The following is a 19,174-nucleotide window of genomic DNA, read 5'->3' as shown; positions in this document are numbered from 1 at the left end:
ACCATGAAGTTCACCCGTACCGCGGTCACCCTTCTGGGTGTGGTCGTGCTGGGGTTGGCGGGCCTCGTGGCGCTGAACACCCCTCAGCTGGCCCTCCAGGCCGTGCCCCTCGGAATGTCGACCGGGCAGGGGTCGACGAACATCGAGATGCGGTTCGAACGTGCCGACCGCCTGGCCCCGGGAGCCGAGGTCCGCTACGGCGAGCGCCTGGTGGGGCGGGTCCGCGCCGTGGAGACCGACGGGACGGACGCGGTGGTGGGGGTCCGCCTCGAGGGCGACTCCTCGGTCCCCGCCGGCGTGTTCGCCGAGATCCGGTTGCCCACGGCGCTGGGGAGCCCGTTCATCGCGCTCACCCCGCCCGAGGGGGCCGGGGCCGGTGCTCTGCTCGAGGACACCCGACTGGTTCCGCGCGAGCGGACGGCGGTCGGTCCCGATCTCGAGTCCAGCCTGGCCGCCTTGGGACTGCTGCTCAACGGAAGCGGAATCGACCAACTCGGGTCGGTGATGAGGGAGCTGACGGTGGCTCTGGACGGCCGTGGTGACCAGATCAACCGCATCCGTGACCGCGGTGACCGGGCGCTCGCACTGTACGAGGCGCATCGGGACGACATCGACCGGACGGTCGTCGCACTGGACCGGGTCAACCGGTCGCTCGTCGAGCGGCGGGATCTCATCGACCGGGGCCTCGAGGTCTCCGCGGACCTCGTCTCCGAGGCCGCGCGGAGCCGCGAGACGATCACCGCCCTGATGGACACGACCACCGCCCTCACGGTGCAGGTCGAGCAGTTCACCTCCGGTACCGAGGGCCGACTGTCGCCGTCGCTACGCACGCTGACCGTCCTCCTGCGGGACATGGCGGGTTTCGGCGACGAGGTGGCCCCCACCCTGGAGGTGCTCCAGCAGTTCGTCGAGAGGTTCGACACCGCGATCAGGGGCGATCACCTGATGTTCGACGGAGCACTGGACCTGCCCGGCTCACTCGATGCCCTGGGCACCGGAGGGGAGGCGCGCGCGGGCCGGCCCCTGCCCCCGGGGGCGACCGGACCGCCTGATGCACTGCCGCCCGTGGGAGGTGCACCGTGAACCGCCTCGTCGTGATCCAGGCCCTGGTCTTCGCCCTCATCTCCGTGGTGGCGATCGGCTACGGCATCAGATACGTCCGTGAGGACGCCGACGTGGCCGGCGGTTACGTCGTGGTGGCGGACGTCGAGAACGCCCGGGGGCTCGGTCCCGGGGTCCGGGTGACCTACCGGGGCGTGGACATCGGCGAGATCCAGGACGCCGTCCTCGACAGCGACGGCCGCGGGGTCCGGCTACGGCTGCGGATCATCGACCGGGTACGTATCCCCGTCGATTCGCACGCGCGGGTGGTCACCAGCACGGCGCTCGGTGACAACCGCCTGGATGTCCGCCCGGAATCCGACTCCGGCCCCTACCTCGCCGAGGGTGACGAACTCTCGGTGCCCGAGGACGAGCAACCCCCTGCGTTGGAGGACCTCATCTCCAGCATCGAGGTCTCGCTGCGGGCGATCGATCCCGCGGCCCTGGAATCCGTCGGCGACAGTGTGGCCACGGCGCTGGAGGGGCACGGTCCGCGGCTCGGGGTGATGCTCGAGGACACCGCCCGACTCACCGCCGTCCTCGCGGAGAGGGCGCCCACGCTGCGAGGACTGGTCGACGACGGCCTGGTCACCGTGCGCGCGCTCGCCGGGCGGGACGCCCCGATCTCCGGTGCCGCCTCGGTGGCCCGGGACGTCACGGGTCAGCTGGCCCGGCGGGAGGACACGCTCGTCTACCTGCTCGACCGCTCCCCCGAGGCGATGCTGCGGGCGCAGCAGCTGCTCGACACCAACCGCGAGGCCGCGGCCGGGCTCCTCGCCAACTCCCTCGTCGTCACCCCGGTGTTCCGCGATCGCGGTCCCGCCTGGGAAGAGGGCCTGACCCAGGGCGAACGCGGCCTGAGGGCCCTGGCCGGGACGGTGCGCGACGGGCGTGCGGACTTCCAGCTGGTCGCCACCCAGGGGCCGGTGTGCGTGTACCCGTACGAGGCGCGGGACGTGGCCGACGAGTCACCACCTGTGACGAACCTCCGGATGTACTGCCCTCCCGGGCAGAACCTGGCCCAACGCGGTTCGCGGGCTGCGCCCAGGCCGGACGCGGAGGGCCTGGTCAATGCGACCGAGCCCGGCACCGTGATCGGACCGGACGTGGCCGAGGACCCGCTGTTGATACCCACCGGCAGGGAGATCGCCGGGCACTGGCTCGCGATGATGGAAGGACTGCGTGATGGCGGCTGACGACACCCGCGACGAGGACCTCTGGAACGACGACACCCCGGACGACGATCCGGTGACCCGCCGAGCCGAACAGGGGCCCGGCGGCCGACGGGCCAGCTCGGCCCACGAGGGGTCAGGTCGCGGACGGGCCGGGCGTCTGCTCGGTGCTGCGGTCGTGGCGGCGCTCCTGGTGGCGTGTGGTGTTCTGGGGTATCTGGTGTGGCAGGACCACCGTGAGGACGAGTTGCGCCGGACCGCGGCCGACGACGCCTCCCGGTTGGTGGTGCAACTGGCGTCCTACGACCACACCGACGTGGACGCCAACCTCGACGCGGTCACCGCCGAGGCCACCCCCGAGTTCGCCGAGCGGTACCGCGAGGTCTCCGACGGGCTTCGCGAGCTGCTCAGCAGCGGGGAGGGGACCTCGGTGGGGACCGTCCCGCACTCTGCCGTGGAGTCCGTCGACCCGGAGAGCGCAGTGGTCCTGGTCTTCCTGGACCAGGAGATCAGCAACGTCACCGTCCCCGAGGGCCGGGTCGACACCAGCCGGATGATCGTGACCCTCGTCCGTGACGGGAACAGGTGGCTGCTCGACTCCGCCGAACTCGCCTGACCCGTCCCGCCGACCGCCCGCCCGAAGAGCACCGACTCCCCGAGGAGAACGATCCCGTGATCACGGAACTGCACCGCAATCCCGCCAGCCCGACCCAACGTCACACTCCCCCCGCGCTCCCCGACGCCCTCGACTCGATCGGGGCCGCCGGAGGGGTCGCGAACGTCATCATGCAACTGTCGTGGCCCGAGGTGGGCTGGGGCGTACGCGAGAGCCGCGTGGACACCGGAAACGTCTACAAGCGGCCGCTCAAGAGGGCCCGGACGACCTTCCAGTACCTGGCGGTGGCCACCCTGGGGAGCGACGAGGACAAGCGCGTGTATCGCGAGGAGGTCACCCGCATCCACCGGCGGGTGCACTCGACGCCCGACAGTCCGGTCAGGTACAGCGCGGTCGACCCGAAGCTGCAGATGTGGGTGGCCGCCTGTCTGTACGTGGGATTCGAGGACGTCTTCGAGTGGCTGCACGGCCCCATGACCGAGTCCGACCGCGAGGCCTTCTACCGCTCGGCACCGTCTCTGGGGACGACCCTCCAGGTACGGGCGGAGCAGTGGCCGGCCACGCGCGCCGAGTTCGACGACTACTGGAGCGAGGGCAAGTCCCGCATCCGCTTCGACGACTCGGTACGCGAGCACCTGGTGGGTCTGACCGAACTGCGGATGCTCCCGCAGCCGACCACCGCCCTGTTCGGGCGGCTGAACAAGTGGGTGACCACCGGTTTCCTGCACCGCGAATTCCGCGACGCACTGGGGCTGGCGTGGGACCCGCGGGACCAGCGCCGGTTCGAGCGGTTCCTGTCGGCGACCGCGGCGGCGAACCGACTGCTGCCGCATTCGGTCCGGACGCTCACCTACCGGGTGCTGCTGCTGGATCTGAAGTGGCGCCTGCGAACGGGTCGTCCGCTGATGTGACGGGACGCGGTCGCGCGGGCCGCCCCGTCACGGGCCGGTCGCCCGGGGGTCAGTCCCGCGCGACCGGCGTCGCGTCGTGGCTCTCGTCCCACACCCCGGCGCGCTCGAGATGGGACACGAGCAGTCTGGCCCCGTTGGAGTACTCCGCGTCGACCACGGCGTGTGCGGTCTCCACGTCGCCGGCACGCAGCGCCTCGAGCATCCGGCGGTTGTCCTCGAGCGCGGTGGCACGCCAGTCCGCATCCTCGGCGTAGAGCCGGTACGGCATGTAGCGGGCCGCGTTGTTGAGGAACCGGGACAGCTTGTCGGACTGCGACGCCCGGTTGATCGAGCGGTGGATGGCGTACTGGGCGCCGACCACACCATCCGGATCATCCATCACGGCGGCCGCCTCGAAGTCCTCCACCAGACGGGCGTGGTTGTCCAGGGCGGCGGCGTCGAAACGGGCGATGGCGCGGTCGACGATCCGCTTGGACAGCTGTGCCTGGAGCCAGAAGATGTCCTCGACATCCTGCCTGCTCATCGGCGAGACCAGGTATCCGCGCCGGGGGACCAGGTCCACCAGCCCCTCGCCGCGGAGCGTCAGGAGGGCCTCGCGGACCGGGGTCACGCTCACGCCCAGAGCGGCTGCGGTCTCGTCCAACCGGATGAAGGCGCCCGGGCGTACCTCGCCGCTCATGATCCGGGTCCGGACGTGGTCCGCGACCTCCTCGGAGAGCTGCGGACGCTGCGCGAGTCGTGTTGCGGGCATATCCGCCACCTCATTCCCTGGTATCGCCGACGACCGAGGGACCCCGGCCGATAATCGAAATCAAATATATCCGAGGCGGGGGAGATTGCCCAACAGGGGTGATCGCGTCGCCCCCACCTCAGGAGAGCCGTTGACAGCATCGCGCATCGCACTCGCCCGCGACCGCCGCCCTCGTCGTCGTCCCGTCCACGGCCGGGAACGCCGTCGCGGCACCGCCCGCCCACCCCGCACCGGTCGCCGGCACTGCACCGCTACCCGCGCCTACGGCCCGCGGACCGCATCCCGTGCCGGCCTCGTTCGTCGACGGGCTGCGCGCGGAGGTCCAGAACCCGCTCGGTGAGCACCCGGCGACCAACGATTGGGACTGTGAACCGACCGAAGCACGACCCCGGCCGGTGGTCCTCGTCCACGGCACGTTCCTCAACCGGCAGGGGCGGCCGAGCTCGCCGAGTTCGTCGACCGGGTTCGCGGGGCGACCGGGGCGGAGAAGGTCGATCTGGTGGGGCACTCGCAGGGCACGATCATGCCGGCGGTCTACGTCAACGAACTGGGTGGGTGCGGAGGTGCGTGCCGGGAGTGGCGGGCCGCGGGATGGTGAGCAGAGCCGCAGCACACCCGGCCCGACTCCTGGCGCGCGTCCGGAACTACCGCGGCATCCGAGGCGTCGGGACGCGCTGACGCTGCGGATCGATCCAGGCTGTCAGTGCGTCACCCGCACAGTCGATCAGGCGCTGCCTGTCCATGTGGGGTGCGCGCTTCACCCCGATTCGCATGGCAGCAGCAAACCCCACAGTGACACCGATGTAGGACAGTTCGGACACCTCGTTTTCGGACAGGTCGGGGCGGTGGTACGCCAGGAAGTGCCGGCCGAGGCGCATCAAATGACCCTCGACCTCGGGAAGAATGTTGCCCTGCAGGCCCATCGGCACTTCGTTCGCCAGCGCATTGATGATGGCCGCATTGTGTTCGACTGCTTCGACGAGAAGCGCGAAGAGCTGACGCACTGCAACCGTCGGCTCGAACGACAACGAGGAAGTCACCACTCCGGTCAGTTCGTCGGTCATCTCCGCGCTGGTGCGATCGCGGAGCGCGATGAGCAGTTCGTTCTTGTCGGCGAAGTACCGGTAGACCGTGCCGATTCCGATTTCGGCCTCGGAGGCGATCTGATTTGTCGTCAAACCGATGTAGCCGTTGCTGATCAAAAGCCGAGCAGTTGTGTCCAGGATCTTCTCGATCGTGGCCTGCGATCGCTTCTGGACAGGCTTATGGCGGGCTGAACTGGGCATTGGTCAAGGCCACCAGTTCCTGTGGGCAAAGTCAATAACCGAGTTGAAGGTGAGCAGAACTCAGCAATAGCCTGAACAGGATTCCGGTCACACTCGCACCGGAGAGTGGACGAACGAGGGAGACGACGCCATGTCGACATCGACACATGACCCCGTCGGCTCCCCTCATTCATTCGATTACTACTACCGGCCCGGCATGCCACTGAGGCCGTGGCCGGAGCGGTCGACGGAGAGCCATGAGTTGTGGGACGCATCGCGCAGCCGCTTCATCGAGCCGATGGTGCCGCGAGAGCGGCTCGCGTCGCCGTCGCCGTTGATCGATCTGGTGGCCGATCATCAATGGCAGGGCGACGAGCTGATGGACGAGGTGGTGCACGCATTCCGCCGAATCGGAATGGCCGAAGGCCGGCGGATGCTCGAACTGGCCCTGGACAACGGGATCGACGCTGTGGTCGATCCGCCGCCGGAGCTCGAGAGACTGGTCGCCAGCCTGGACAACCCACCCGCGTGGCACGATCCGGAGCGGTGGGAGCGTGGGCGCCAACTGTGGATCAGCGTGTCGTTCGCAGGCAAGACGGGCATGGCGGTGATGGACGCGTTGGCGACCTTCGTCGGGAACGACGTCTCGACAGCCACGGGCACGACGCGCAGGTTCATCAACGACTACCAGAGACGAATGTTCGAGACCTACACCTGGTTCTGGAACGTCACCCGCGCCAGCGCCATGGACCGGTACTCCCCTGTCTTCAAGGACACCGTGAAGGTCCGCCTGATGCATTCACAGGTCCGCGCCGGACTCCGACGATCCTGGAAACCAGAGAGTTTCGATCGCGACGGCTGCCCGATCTCGTGCACCGCGATGCTGATGGGCGCGATCTCGTTCGGCGTCCTGCCGATGCTCGTTGATCAGGGACACGGCCGCAAGTACTCGCAATCGGATCTGGACGACGCGTGGATCTACTGGGCGCACATCGCATACGTCTTCGGCGTCAGCGAGGACGTCATCCCCACCACCGCGAACGACGCTATCGAAGTACTCAACCATTTCCTGCCGTACACCGGAGGCCCGACCGAGGCGACGGCAGAGATGTCCGGGGCTGCCGCGGCCAACCTCTCCGACGAGGGCGGCCGGCTGAGTCTGAAGGGGCGCTCGATGGTGGGCCCCCTGCTAGGCATGATGGCCTACTTCGGCGGTGAGCCCGCAGTACGTGCCCTCATCGCGACCACACCGGTGCACGACATCTCGATCGCTCGGTGGGTGCGGTTGATCGGAGTGGTGGCCAGGTTCAATGTCCGGATGAACCGAATCACCGACGCCCTGCCATTCGAGGACGCACGTCTCCGACGGCGTGCGCTCAGGGGTGACCGGTTCTGGCGCGTCAATGTCCTGACCTCCCGGGCTGCCGCCGCACGCCAGGGAATCCTGGGCACGCCGTACGACCACCACGACGCCACGCCATCGACACCGGTCGGCTGCCCGATTCACTGACCACACGACTGATCGGATCGGGCTCGCCGGCGACGAGTACCTCGCCTCGGATCGGCCGGACGCCCTGCGGAGCGGGATGAGCCGGGTGAGACTGGGCTGATGACCTCCTCTGAGACCCGCCCTGCCGTCCACACCGAGCGCCTCGACCACGTGCTGCTCGTGACCCTCGACCGCCCCGACGCCCGGAACGCCGTCAACGGGGAGGTCAGCACGCTGCTCGGCCGGGCCCTGCACGAGGCCGACACGGACCCCGAGATCCGGGTGGTGGTGCTCACCGGGTCGGGGGAGCAGTCGTTCTGCGCGGGTGCGGATCTCAAGGCGATCTCCCGCGGCGAGGACATCTTCCCGGCCGAGAACCGCCAGTGGGGTTTCGCCGGCATGATGCAGCACCACGTCTCGGTGCCGGTGATCGCCGCCGTCAACGGCACCGCGCTGGGCGGTGGCTGCGAGATCGCCCTGGCGTGTGACCTCGTGGTGGCCGCCGACCACGCGGTCTTCGGTCTGCCTGAGGTCAGACGTGGGCTCATCGCCGCCGCCGGGGGTGCGTTCCGGTTGCCCGCACAGCTGCCCCACCGGGTGGCCATGGAGATGATCCTCACCGGCGAACCCGTCACTGCCGGCCGCGCCCTGGACCTGCACCTGGTCAACCGGGTCGTCCCGGCCGGCGACCTGCTCGACGCGGCGATGGAGTTGGCGGGCGTGATCGCCGCCAACGCCCCTCTGGCCGTGCAGGCGAGCAAGCGCGTCGCGCTGGGGATCAGTGACGGTGCCCGAGCGTCGGAGGAGGAGCGCTGGCGGGTCAACGACACGGAGATGATCACCGTCATGACGTCAGAGGACGCGGTTGAGGGGCCGCGGGCATTCGCGGAGAAGCGCGCTCCAGTCTGGCGGGCCCGCTGAGACCCATTCCACATCCCGACCGGATGTGCACGCCGCGCGTCAGCACTACATTTTCTTCATGGAACCCGATTTCAGGTCCGCGGTTATCGAGGAGGATCTACACGTCCTCGACACGGAGAGTCGTGAACTCGCGCCCGGGGCGTCAGAGCTTCTCGACCGGCGTCCTGGGGACGTGGTCGCCGAGGAAGTGCGCAGCTGTGTGATCCGGACGCGGACGCGTCCCGCCCACACCGCCTCCGACCTGCGGGCCGGCCTGCACGACGTGCGCGAGGGCCTACGCGAAGCGGGTGAGGGGTGCGGCCTCACCGTGGCGGCCGCGGGCGCGGTCCCGCTCGTCCCCCCGGGGGCGTCCCTGGTCGACGAGAGCCCCCGGATGCGCCGACTCCTGGCCGACTACGAATACCTGGCCCGTGACCAGATCTACTGCGGCACCCGGATCCGCGTGGATGCCGTGGACACCGACGAGGCGGTACGTCTGGCGTGTCGCATCGCCGACCACCTGCCGGTGTTCCTGGCGCTCACCGCGAGCTCGCCGTTCCTGCGCGACGGATCGGACTCGGGATACGCCAGCTGCCGGTCCGTCGCGGCGTCACAGTGGCCCACTACCGCGCCGGTGGCGGGCGTCTGTTCGGCACAGGAATATCACGCGCTCGTCGACGACCTCGTGCACAGCGGGGTGATCTCCGATGTCTCGATGGTGGGCTTCGGGATCCAGCCCGGCCCGGACGGCCGGTCGGTCGAGATCCTGGTGTGTGACGCGTGCCCGTCCGCGGACGCCACCGCGCTGGTGGCCACGCTGTTCCGCGCGCTCGTCGAGCGGGAGGCCGCCGCCCTCGCCGCGGGCGCGGAGCCCTCCGCCCCGGTGGAGACGAGACTCCGGTCGGCTCTCTGGCGCGCCGCTCGATCCGGACTCGAGGGATCGCTCGTGGATCCGGTGACGTTCCGGCCCCGGCCGGCGGCCGACGTCGTGACGGACCTGGTGGACTCCCTGGCGGAGCAGCTGGACGCGACGGGCGACCTGGACATCGTGCGGGCCCTCGTGAACAACGCGCTCTACAACGGTAGTAGTGCGTTCCGGCAACGGCAGACGCTCCGACGGCGGGCGCACGTCCACGACATCGTGGACCTGCTCGTGGTGGAGACGGGTGGCACGAGCGGCCCCCGTTCGCCGGTGCCCGACGCGCACGCCCGGTTGTTCGGCGTCTACCTGCCGATCGAGGGCCTGGACGCGGACCCCAGCTGGGACGAGGCGGTGGAGGCAGGCGGGCGGCCGCGGCCCGCGTACGCCCCAGTCCTGTCGACCCTGGAGCGGATCGGCACCATCCGGCTCCGGGCGCGGCAGGTGAGTGCGGAGCAGGAGGCCTCCATGGCCGGCGTGACGTTCCGTGTCACGGGACAGGAACGACCACACGCGTTCCCGATGGACTTCGTCCCCCGGATCATCACACCGCAGGTCTGGGAGGTTCTCGCCGCCGGGATCGAACAGCGCGCCCGCGCGTTGGACGCGTTCCTCGACGACGTCTACGGGGATCAGGAGTTCATCGCCGCGGGGCACCTCGCCCCCGAGGCTCTGGACCGCGCCCCGGGTTACCGCAGAGGCACCGGGCGGGTGCTGGGAGCGGACCGGATTCGGGCACACATCTGCGGGATCGACCTGGTGTGCGCAGACGACGGCCGGTGGTTGGTGCTCGAGGACAACGTCCGGGTGCCGTCGGGGATCGCCTTCTCCCACGCCCACCGCGAGATGACGGCGTCGTTGTTCGGTGACGTCCTGGAGGACTTCGACCTGCACTCGCCCGAGCAGGCGTTCCCCATGATCCGCGAGACGCTGGAGGCCGCGGCACCACCGGCGGCGGGGGACCCCCCGAACGTGGTGGTGATGTCCTCCGGATCGTCTGACTCGGCGTGGTTCGAACACCGCCTCATCGCCCGTCGGGCGGGCCTGCCCCTGGTCACTCCCGATCAGGTGATCTTCCAGGACGGTGTACTCCACCGCAGAGCCGCCGACGGCCTGCACCGGGTTGACGTGGTCTACGCCCGGATCGACGAGGACATGCTGCTCAGCTCGCCGGGCATCGATGGGGTGCCGCTGCGGGACGGACTGCTCGACGCCCTGGCCGGTGGACGGTTGACCGTGGCCAACGCCCTCGGGAACGGGGTGGCCGACGACAAGGCCGTGTACGCCTCCGTGCCGGCGATGATCGACTTCTACCTGGGGGAGTCGCCGGTCCTCGAGCAGGTGCCCACCTACCTGTGCGCGGACCGCACCCAGCGGGACCTCGTCCTGGAGCGGCTGGGGGAGATGGTGGTCAAACCGATCGATGGATACGGCGGGTTGGGGATCACGATCGGACCGGAGTGCTCCGAGGCCGAGCTGGCCGCGCGCCGGGAGGACCTGCTCACCCGCCCCGAGGGCTACATCGCCCAGGAGGTCGTGGCCCTGTCCACTCTCCCGACCTTCGACGGGACCCGGATGCAGAGGCGGCACGTGGACCTGCGCGCGTTCGCCCACCTGCGGCGCGAGGGCGGCCGGACCACGGCGCACGCGGTCCCCGCCGGCCTCACCCGGGTGGCCCCCGCCGGGTCGTTGATCGTCAACTCCTCGCGCGGGGGCGGCGGCAAGGACACGTGGATCATGCGCTGACCAGGCGGGCGCCCGCGCGGGTGCGGACCCGGACGGGTTCCCCTAGCGTGGGCTCGATGACCGACGGACAGCGATGGATCAGGATCGACGAGGAGCTCCACCTCGTCGACCTGCGGACCCGACGACCGGTACGACGCGCGCCCGAGGTGCTCGCGGCCGCGCATGAGGCGGGAGGCGACACCGACCACGACACCGCGGGCGAGGTGACCTCGGCCCGGCACGGCGCGCTCCTGGTGTCGGACGTGGGGGCGCACACCGGGCTGGCCGAGCTCGGCGAGGCCCTCCGCCGCGCACGCGCCCGGCTCGCCCGGGCAGGGGGCGGGATCCGCACCGGCGTCGTCGCGGCGGGTTCGCTCGCGTCCCCCGGGGTCGAGTTCGACCCGACCCCCGAGGAGCCCCACCCCGCGCCGGGTCGGGAGTCCCAGACCCGCGCGGCTGCCAGGTTCCGCGTGGTCGTCGAGGTCGCCGACGCCGACGAGGCCCAGTACGTCGCCCGGCGAGCGGTCCCCGTGGCCCCCGTGTTGCTGGCGATGGCCGCGAGCTCTCCCTACTGGGCCGACGGCACCGACTCCGGCTACGCCTCCACGCGGACGTTCGAGGCCCGATGGTCACCCGCACACTTCACCGCGTTCGCCACCGACACCGCGGACGGCGTCCTCGCGGTGGAGGACGCGCTCGTCGACACCGGGGTGGTGGTGGACCGAGAGTCGATCGACGTCGACATCCGCCCGTCCAGGGACGGCGCGGGGGTGGAACTGTGGGCGTGTGACTCCTGCAGCACGGTGGACACCCTCGTCGTCGTCGCCGCACTTTTCCGGGCCACGGTGGACCGGATACTCGCCGAGCGCGACCACCACGACTCACGCTGGGAGGACCCCTCCCCCGTCGTCCTCGACGCGGCGTACTGGCGCGCGGCCCGCTCGGGCCTGGAGGGCGACCTGGTGGACGCGCACACAGGTCGCCCGCGTCCCGCCTCGGACCTGGTGAACGAACTGGTGGAAGAGTTGACCGACCAGCTCGGTGCCGGGGGAGAGCTCGACCTCGTCCACGAGCTCCTCGACGGGATCCGCGGATCCGGTACCTCGGCCACCCGCCAACGCGCCGCCCACCGCCGCCGCGGTAGGCGCGGGGACGTGGTGGCGGTCCTGCTGGCGGAGACCGTCGACAGGATCCGGCCCCGCGACGTGGCGGACGACCGTGACATGCGCTCCATGCTCGCCTCGTACTCGCCCCTGGGTGAGGCCGTCACCGAGGAGGTGCACGACGAGGCGATCACCGAGGACGGCGAACCCCGCCCCGAGTACGTGGACGTACTCAAGGCCGTCTCCGACCTCGGGCCCGGGACCCTCTGCGAGCGCAAGGAGAAGGTCGACGACCGTCTCCGCGATCTCGGGGTGACCCTGAAGGTGTACGGCAGGGACGAACCGCAGGTGTTCCCGTTGGACGCCGTCCCCCGCATCATCCCGGCGGACCAGTGGGCCCGGATCTCGGCCGGGATCGAGCAGCGTGCCCGGGCGATGGAGCTGTTCCTGAGGGACATCTACGGGCCGGGGGAGATCACCCGCGCGGGCGTGGTCCCCGCAGAGGCGCTCGAACGGGCGCCGGGTTTCCGCCCCACCGGACGGTCCGTCCCGGAAGGTGCGCTGCACGCTCCGGTGTGCGGGGTGGACCTCGTCTCCACCGCCCCGGGTGAATGGGTCGTGCTCGAGGACAACCTCCGGATGGCGGGTGGCCTGGCCATGGCGGTCGCGCTGCGCGACCGGATCACCGAGGGGTTCCCCGAGTTCGGGGCGCGATCCGAGGTCCACGACCCGCGGGCCGGGCTGGACATGGTGCTGCAGACCCTGCGCGCCGCCGCGCCGGAGGGCGTCGACGACCCGGCGATCGCCGTGGTGATCGCCGACGACGAGCTCGAGGCCTTCGACCTGGGCCAGGTGGCCGCCGCGATCGGCGGACCGCTCCTCACCCCGGACGACCTGGTGTGCGAGGACAGCAGACTGTGGCGCGTCGAGGGTGACGAGCGCGCCCCGGTCGACGTCCTCTACGTCCGTATGGACGAGGAGATGCTCCTGTCCTCGACGGGAGCGGACGGCAGCGTGCTGCGGCGCGGACTGCTCGGCGCGATGGCCGAGGGCGGCGTGGCCGTGGTCAACGCACCCGGCAACGGTGCCGCGGACGACAAGGCGATCTACGCGCGCGTGCCGAAGATCATCGACTTCTACCTGGGCGAGAAGCCGCTCATCGGACAGGTGGGTACCTACCTGTGCTCCGATCCCGAGCAGCGTCGGCAGGTCCTCGACCGCCTGGGTGAGCTGGTGGTCAAGCCGATCGACGGGTACGGGGGATCCGGCATCACCGTGGGCCCCGAGTGCTCGCCCCGCGAGCTCGACGAGCGGCGGGACGAACTGCGGCGGCACGGCGAGCGCTTCGTGGCACAGGAGGTCCAGTCCCTGTCCACCCTGCCGACGTTCGACGGTCACGAGCTCCAGCGCCGACACGTGGACATGCGGGCGTTCGTCATGCTCCGTCCCGGCGACTCCGGGGAGATCCTCGCCTCCGCCCCGCCAGTCGCAATGACACGCGTGGCACCGGCGGGCACGATGGTCGTCAACGCCTCGAGTGGAGGCGGGGGAAAGGACACCTGGATCCACCGTGCATGACACGACCGAGATCACCGAGGAGACCGGGTCCCTGGGCGTCGCGGGCCCACCCGACGACGCCGCCGGGGGAACGACCGAGATCCGCCACACCACCTCGCCCTGCCTGTCCCCGGACGGGTCGATGCTGGCGTGCGTGGTCACCGAGCGCACCGGGTACCCGCGGGCCGTCCAGCGGCCACTCGGGCTGGGCGGCCTCGACGGCGCCGGGCCCGAGCGCGACGTGGTGCTGCCCGTCAACGGACCGGTCCGCCGCGTCGCCTACTCGCCCAACGGCCGATGGCTGGCCTGCGAGGTCGCACCCGACGGCGGTGAGCGGGAGCGGATCTGGCTGGTCACGACTGACCCCGGGGACCAGAACGTCTATCCGGTCGACACCTGGAGCGACGCGACCGTGCAGATCGTCTGTTGGGACGGCGACCTGTTGGCGGTGACCGCCTTCGACTCCGAGGGGTTGGCCGAGGGACGGCTCGTGGACCCGGAGACCGGGGAGAGCACGATGGTCGACCGCCGGATGGGCGGCGCCCTCGTCCACGCCCGCGACGGGGCCGCCCTGTTCCGGGTCGGCGCCAGGGGACACCGGGAACTTCTGCGCATCGTGTCGGACGGCCGATGGTGGCCGCTGCTGCCCGTCGACACCGGCTCCACCACGGACGCCGGCGTGATCCTCGACGCCGGGAGTGACAACCGGCCCATGAAGATGCTCGTGCGCAGCGATCACTCCGCGGAGCGCATGGGTCTGCTCGCCGTGGAGGCGGACGAGGAGAGCACGGAGTCCTGGAAGGTGGCCTATCGGGAGGACGCCGATCTCGACCGCGTGGAGGTGAGCCTGGACCGCTCGACGGCGGTCCTGCTGTGGAACGTGCGGGGCGGACTGTCCGAGATCGAGGTGCTGGACCTGCGGAAGAGTCGGCCCCGGACCATCGCGCGGCCTCCGCTGCCGGAGGTGGTCGCCTCCGCCCCCACGCTCACGGCGGACGGCCGGTTGCTCGCCCTCACCGTGCAGAGCCTCGATCAGCCGCCGCGCATCGTCATGTACGACGTCGAGAGGCGGAGGTGGACGGGGGAGCCTCCGAAGCAGCCGGATCCGGCCCCCGTCCTGGTGCGCTTCACCGCCCGTGACGGCCTCGAGCTCTCGGGGTGGCTCTACCGGGCCGACCCCTCCGATGAGCCCACGCCGACGGTGGTCCATCTCCACGGCGGCCCGGAGGGCCAGTCGCGGCCGGGGTACAACGACATCGCTCGTCGGTACCTCGACATCGGCGTGACGTATTTCGCCCCCAACGTGCGCGGGTCCACGGGGTCCGGTCGCTTCTACAGCCACGCCGACGACCGCTACGGCCGCTTCGCGGGGATAGACGACGTCGAGGACTCCCTGTTGCACCTCGTCGAGGAGGGGATCGCCGACCCGGACAGGGCTGTGGTCTCGGGACGTTCCTACGGCGGATACCTGGTCAACGCGACCCTGGTCCGGCATCCGGGGAGGTGGCGAGGGGGAATCGCCGCGTGTGGGATGAGCGATCTGCAGACCTTCTTCCGCACCACCGAACCGTGGATCGCCGCGGCCGCCTACCCCAAGTACGGGAACCCGCTGCAGGAACGTGAGCTCCTCAGTGAGGCCTCGCCCCTGCGCCGGTACCACCACGTGGACGTCCCCGTGCTCTTCGTCCACGGTGCACACGACACCAACGTCCCGCTCAGTGAGACCGAACAGGCGGTCGAGTCCCTGCGACGCCGCGGTGTACCGGTGGACGTGTTGCTCTTCGAGGACGAGGGTCACGAGTTCGTGAAACTGGCCAACAGGCAACTGCTCGGGGACCGGGTGGTGGATTTCTGTCAGGAGGTGTTCGGTGTTCGGACGCAAGAAGGATGACCCCCGGGACGCGGACGGGTTCGAGGGACGGCTGATCGGGTGGCGGCGCCACATCCACGCCCACCCGGAGCTGTCGTACGAGGAGAACCGGACCACCGATTACATCGAGGGTGAGCTCCGGGCGATGGGCTTGGAGCCGCGACGATTCGAGCTCGGCACCGGTCTGTGGTGCGACGTGCGGGCCGCCGACGGTGCGACCGCCACGGATCTGGTGGCGCTGCGCGCGGACATCGACGCGCTGGCCATGAGCGAGGACTCCGGAGAGCCCTTCTCCTCCGAGGTCGACGGCGTCAGCCACTCCTGCGGACACGACGGCCACAGCGCGATGCTGCTGGGGGCGGCCGAGATGCTGGTCGCCGACCCGCCTCCGCGCCCGGTGCGCCTGATCTTCCAGCCGGCGGAGGAGACCATGCCGGGCGGCGCCAAGGACTGCGTCGAGGAGGGAGTGGTCGACGGCGTGGACCGCATCCTCGCCCTGCACTGCGACCCGCACCGCAGGGTCGGAGAGGTGGGCGTGACCGGCGGCGCCATCACCTCCTCCAACGCCAAGATCGGCATCACCGTCCACTCGGACGGCGGGCACACCGCCCGGCCGCACGAGACCCAGGACACGGTCTTCGCCCTCGCGCAGATCATCACCGGCGTGACGGCCGTGGTGGACCGTACGATCGACCCCCGCTCGGGAACGGTCCTGACCTGGGCCTCGGTCAGCGCCGGCGGGTCCGCGCCCAACGTCATCCCCGACTCGGGTCAGCTGTGGGGCACCCTTCGCAGCGCCGACAGGGACGTGTGGGCCTCAGCGGAGCCGGTCGTCCGTGAGGCCGTGGAGTCGATCGCCCGGACCTACGGCGTCCGCGCCGAGGTGGACTACGTCCAGGGTGTGCCCCCGGTGGTCAACGACGACACGTGCGCGGAGCTGGCGGCCGCGGCGGTCGAACAGATCCTCGGACCCGACGGGGTGGGCACCGCTGACCAGTCCAGTGGCGGTGAGGACTTCGCCTGGTACACCGAGGAGATCCCCGGCGTCTACCTGCGGCTGGGAGTGTGGAACGGCGAGTCCGAGGAGACCGACCTGCACCATCCCGGGTTCGTCCTGGACGAGGCGGCGCTGCCCCACGGCGCCCGGATCCTCGACGCCTTCGCGCGACTCCATCGCGGGGACTGACGGGCCGGGGGTGGACGAGCAGACAGCGACCGACGCCGGGTCGTGCGCGACGGTCGGACTCATGGCCGACCCCGGGGTGCCCCGCAGGATCGCGGTGGCCATCGCGGATGACCTCGCCGACGACCTGTGCCGCGAACTGGGAGGGCGGTGGCGGGTGGAGGTCGACCAGGAGACCCTCCCGCTCGGTCCGGACGGCGAGATCCGGCTCACCGAGCACGCGCCCCGACTCCTGCAGCAGCACGACTGGGACTTCGTGGTCTACCTGACCGATCTCGTCACCCACTCCGACGGCGCACCGGATCTGTACGACGTCAGCGGCTCGACCTCCGCGGCGCTGGTGTGCGTGCCCGTCCTGGGGGTCGTCCGGGTGCGGGCGAAGGTGAGGGCGCTCGCGCTGCGGCTGGTGCGTGCGGCCACCGACCGGGACGGGCTGGGCCTGCCCGGCACCGAAGGCCTCCCCCCTGCACAGAAGCGCGGGTTCGTGGGCAGGGTGCGGCTGCTCGGGGGCATGGTCCTCAACAACAGACCCACCCGCATGGTGACGGCACTGTCCGGCGTCGTGGCCGCCGGAGCGGGCACCGGTGCCTTCGGCATCTTCTACGGCAGTATCGCCTCCCTCGCGGTGGCGCTGCACCCGCTCCGGCTGCTGCTGATCAGCGTGCTGGGTGTTCTCACGCTCGTGACCTGGCTCATCCTGCGCAACGGTCTGTGGACCCGCGCCGACGACGAGCTCACCCCGGGCAATCGCAGGATGGACAACGCGGCCACCGTGCTGACGGTCGGGGTCGGCGTGGGCCTCATGTACCTCGGCCTGTTGGTGGCCATGTTCCTGCTCGCACTCGTCGTGATGGACGCCGGCTATCTCGGGAGCCAGCTCGAGCGGCCCGTCGATGTCACGGACTACGTCCACCTGGCCTGGCTGTCCAGTTGTCTCGGTGCGTTCGCCGGTGCGCTCGGGTCGAACTTCGACGACGAGGACGTGGTCCGCCAATCGACCTACAGCCTGCGGTGGCACGAACGTCGCAAGATGTTCGACAGCTACCAGAACCGTGACGGCGACCGTGAGGAACAGCAGGAGCAGGAGCGGATCGAGCGCGAGTACGACGACGACGGCAGCGACGACGACGACGGCAGCGACGACGACGACGGCAGCGACGACGACGACGGCAGCGACGACGCCAGCAGCGATGGCGCCAGCAGCGACAACGCCAGCGACAACGGCGGCGGGGACGGCGGCGATGGCAGCGACGACGCCAGCAGCGATGGCGACGAGCGCGACGGCGCCGCGTACCGCCGGAAGCCCCTCGGAGACGACGGTGCCGGGACCTCGTGAGGTGGATGATGACCGGACGAGCGGGTAGACAAGGGGCATGACCGCGCCCCCGACCGTTCTCGCTCCGTCGCTCCCCTCCGCCTGCGGCCCGCTCTCGGAGGCTGTGGTCACGGCGTTGTCGTCAGGTCGTACCGTCGGACTCCCGGACGTCCCCGCGGACACCGATCCGCTCGGCCGCGACCTGCAGCTCGCGCTGTACACGCTGTACGAGCTCCACTACCGGGGCTTCGCGGGAGTGGACGCGGACCTGGAATGGGATCCTGAGGTCCTGCGCCTGCGGCGGGCGCTCGAGACGCCGTTCCTCGACCATCTGCGGGATGCGGTCGAGCCGGGCGACGACGCGGTGGCCGAGATGGACGCCCTGTCCGTGGAGGCGACCAGTGGCACGGGTCCGTCCTGGTACTTCAAGGAGGAGGGCACCTGGGACCAGTTGCGCGAGTACTTCGCACACCGGTCGCTGTACCACCTCAAGGAGGGCGACCCCCACGCGTTCACCATCCCGCGCCTGCAGGGTCAGGCCAAGGCCTCGTTCGTCGCCGTGGAGTTCGACGAGTTCGGTGGCGGTCGCGGCGAGCGGGTGCACCAGCAGTTGTGGGCGGACCTCATGAGCGCCGCCGGGTTGGACCCCACCTACCTGGGGTACCTGGACAGGGTGTCGGCGGAGACGCTCTCGACCGTCAATCTCATGTCCCTGATCGGCCTCCACCGGTCCCTGCGTGGTGCGGCGATCGGGCACTTCGCCGCCATCGAGATCACCTCGTCCCCGGGGTCGGCCAGGCTCGTCGCGGGCCTGCACCGGCTGGGGGCGCCGCAGGAGTGCGTGCACTTCTACGCCGAGCACGTCGAGGCGGACGCGGTCCACGAGCAGGTGATGCGCCACGACGTGGTGGGGGATCTGCTGCGCCGGGAGCCGCACCTGGCGTCCGATGTCGTCTTTGGGATGCGTGCGCTGGACCACCTCGACGAGCTCGCGGCCGAGAAGATGCTCGCCGCGTGGGGCCGCGGGGAGTCCTCGCTCCTGCCCTGACCCCCGCGCTCCTGCCCCGCGCCGGCGGCGTGTCTTCAGACGCCGCCCCGGCGGCATCCGTTCGCGCGCCTGTACGCCTGAGACACAGCCGCTCCCGGCGATGAACTCGCGCGCGTACAGCGCGTTCTCTGCCAGCCTGATCGTGAGACAGGTTGGTGCAGTGCGCGGGGATCGGAGTTTGGACGATGATGACTACGCCGATAGGTATTACTGCGACGGGCAGGCGGACGTTTTCGGTCGCGTTCCGTC

At 70.4% G+C, this 19,174-nt stretch carries 14 protein-coding genes; 12 read left to right on the top strand and 2 right to left on the bottom strand.

Annotated features, from left to right (window positions below; genetic code table 11):
• Positions 1–3 precede the first annotated feature (3 nt).
• Genes NJE57_RS11400 through NJE57_RS11385 form a run of 4 tightly spaced genes read left to right on the top strand, consistent with a single transcriptional unit; the run spans position 4 to position 3,800 of the window.
• Positions 4–1,083, top strand: a complete 1,080-nt coding sequence (locus NJE57_RS11400; protein ID WP_319028543.1) for an MCE family protein — start codon at positions 4–6, stop codon at positions 1,081–1,083.
• Positions 1,080–2,297, top strand: coding sequence for an MlaD family protein (locus NJE57_RS11395; RefSeq protein WP_319028542.1), 1,218 nt, complete (start codon positions 1,080–1,082; stop codon positions 2,295–2,297). Before NJE57_RS11400 ends, NJE57_RS11395 begins: the two co-directional genes overlap by 4 nt.
• Entirely contained in the window at positions 2,287–2,889 is a 603-nt protein-coding gene (locus NJE57_RS11390; RefSeq protein ID WP_319028540.1) for a hypothetical protein, read from the top strand. The genes NJE57_RS11395 and NJE57_RS11390 overlap by 11 nt, the downstream gene beginning before the upstream one ends.
• Positions 2,890–2,945: 56 nt before the next feature.
• Complete coding sequence (locus NJE57_RS11385) at positions 2,946–3,800, top strand: oxygenase MpaB family protein (RefSeq protein ID WP_319028539.1); 855 nt, start codon at positions 2,946–2,948, stop codon at positions 3,798–3,800.
• Positions 3,801–3,849: 49 nt separating this feature from the next.
• Here NJE57_RS11385 and NJE57_RS11380 read toward each other — a convergent pair whose 3' ends face one another.
• Together NJE57_RS11380 and NJE57_RS11375 are read right to left on the bottom strand one after the other, a co-directional pair.
• Entirely contained in the window at positions 3,850–4,551 is a 702-nt protein-coding gene (locus tag NJE57_RS11380; RefSeq protein ID WP_319028538.1) for a GntR family transcriptional regulator, read from the bottom strand.
• 644 nt (positions 4,552–5,195) lie between these two features.
• Positions 5,196–5,837, bottom strand: coding sequence for a TetR/AcrR family transcriptional regulator (locus NJE57_RS11375; protein WP_319028537.1), 642 nt, complete (start codon positions 5,835–5,837; stop codon positions 5,196–5,198).
• A 130-nt stretch (positions 5,838–5,967) separates the two neighbouring features.
• Here NJE57_RS11375 and NJE57_RS11370 point away from each other — a divergent pair, with 130 nt between their 5' ends.
• From NJE57_RS11370 to NJE57_RS11335, 8 genes are all read left to right on the top strand, one after another.
• Positions 5,968–7,326 (top strand): oxygenase MpaB family protein, encoded by a 1,359-nt coding sequence (locus NJE57_RS11370; protein WP_319028536.1) that lies wholly within the window; start codon positions 5,968–5,970, stop codon positions 7,324–7,326.
• A 99-nt stretch (positions 7,327–7,425) separates the two neighbouring features.
• The gene (locus NJE57_RS11365; RefSeq protein WP_319028535.1) at positions 7,426–8,226 is read left to right on the top strand and encodes a crotonase/enoyl-CoA hydratase family protein; all 801 of its coding nucleotides are present in this window, start codon (positions 7,426–7,428) and stop codon (positions 8,224–8,226) included.
• A 58-nt stretch (positions 8,227–8,284) separates the two neighbouring features.
• Positions 8,285–10,870 carry a carboxylate--amine ligase/circularly permuted type 2 ATP-grasp protein gene (locus tag NJE57_RS11360; protein WP_319028534.1) on the top strand — a complete coding sequence of 862 codons (2,586 nt, stop codon included), beginning with the start codon at positions 8,285–8,287 and terminating at the stop codon, positions 10,868–10,870.
• 56 nt (positions 10,871–10,926) lie between these two features.
• Complete coding sequence (locus NJE57_RS11355; protein ID WP_319028533.1) at positions 10,927–13,530, top strand: carboxylate--amine ligase/circularly permuted type 2 ATP-grasp protein; 2,604 nt, start codon at positions 10,927–10,929, stop codon at positions 13,528–13,530.
• Positions 13,523–15,400: an alpha/beta hydrolase family protein gene (locus tag NJE57_RS11350; protein ID WP_319028532.1), complete on the top strand. Its 1,878-nt coding sequence runs from the start codon at positions 13,523–13,525 to the stop codon at positions 15,398–15,400. The genes NJE57_RS11355 and NJE57_RS11350 overlap by 8 nt, the downstream gene beginning before the upstream one ends.
• A complete protein-coding gene (locus tag NJE57_RS11345; RefSeq protein ID WP_319028531.1) occupies positions 15,378–16,565 on the top strand; it encodes a M20 family metallopeptidase in 1,188 nt (395 codons plus the stop codon). Before NJE57_RS11350 ends, NJE57_RS11345 begins: the two co-directional genes overlap by 23 nt.
• Positions 16,566–16,575: 10 nt before the next feature.
• Positions 16,576–17,898, top strand: a complete 1,323-nt coding sequence (locus tag NJE57_RS11340) for a hypothetical protein (protein WP_319028530.1) — start codon at positions 16,576–16,578, stop codon at positions 17,896–17,898.
• Positions 17,899–17,935: 37 nt separating this feature from the next.
• A complete protein-coding gene (locus tag NJE57_RS11335) occupies positions 17,936–18,925 on the top strand; it encodes an iron-containing redox enzyme family protein (RefSeq protein ID WP_319028529.1) in 990 nt (329 codons plus the stop codon).
• Positions 18,926–19,174 lie beyond the last annotated feature (249 nt).

It is taken from the genome of Dietzia sp. PP-33 (genome assembly GCF_033790845.1).
GTDB lineage: Bacteria > Actinomycetota > Actinomycetes > Mycobacteriales > Mycobacteriaceae > Dietzia.
This window is presented reverse-complemented; position numbering and strand designations above follow the sequence as displayed.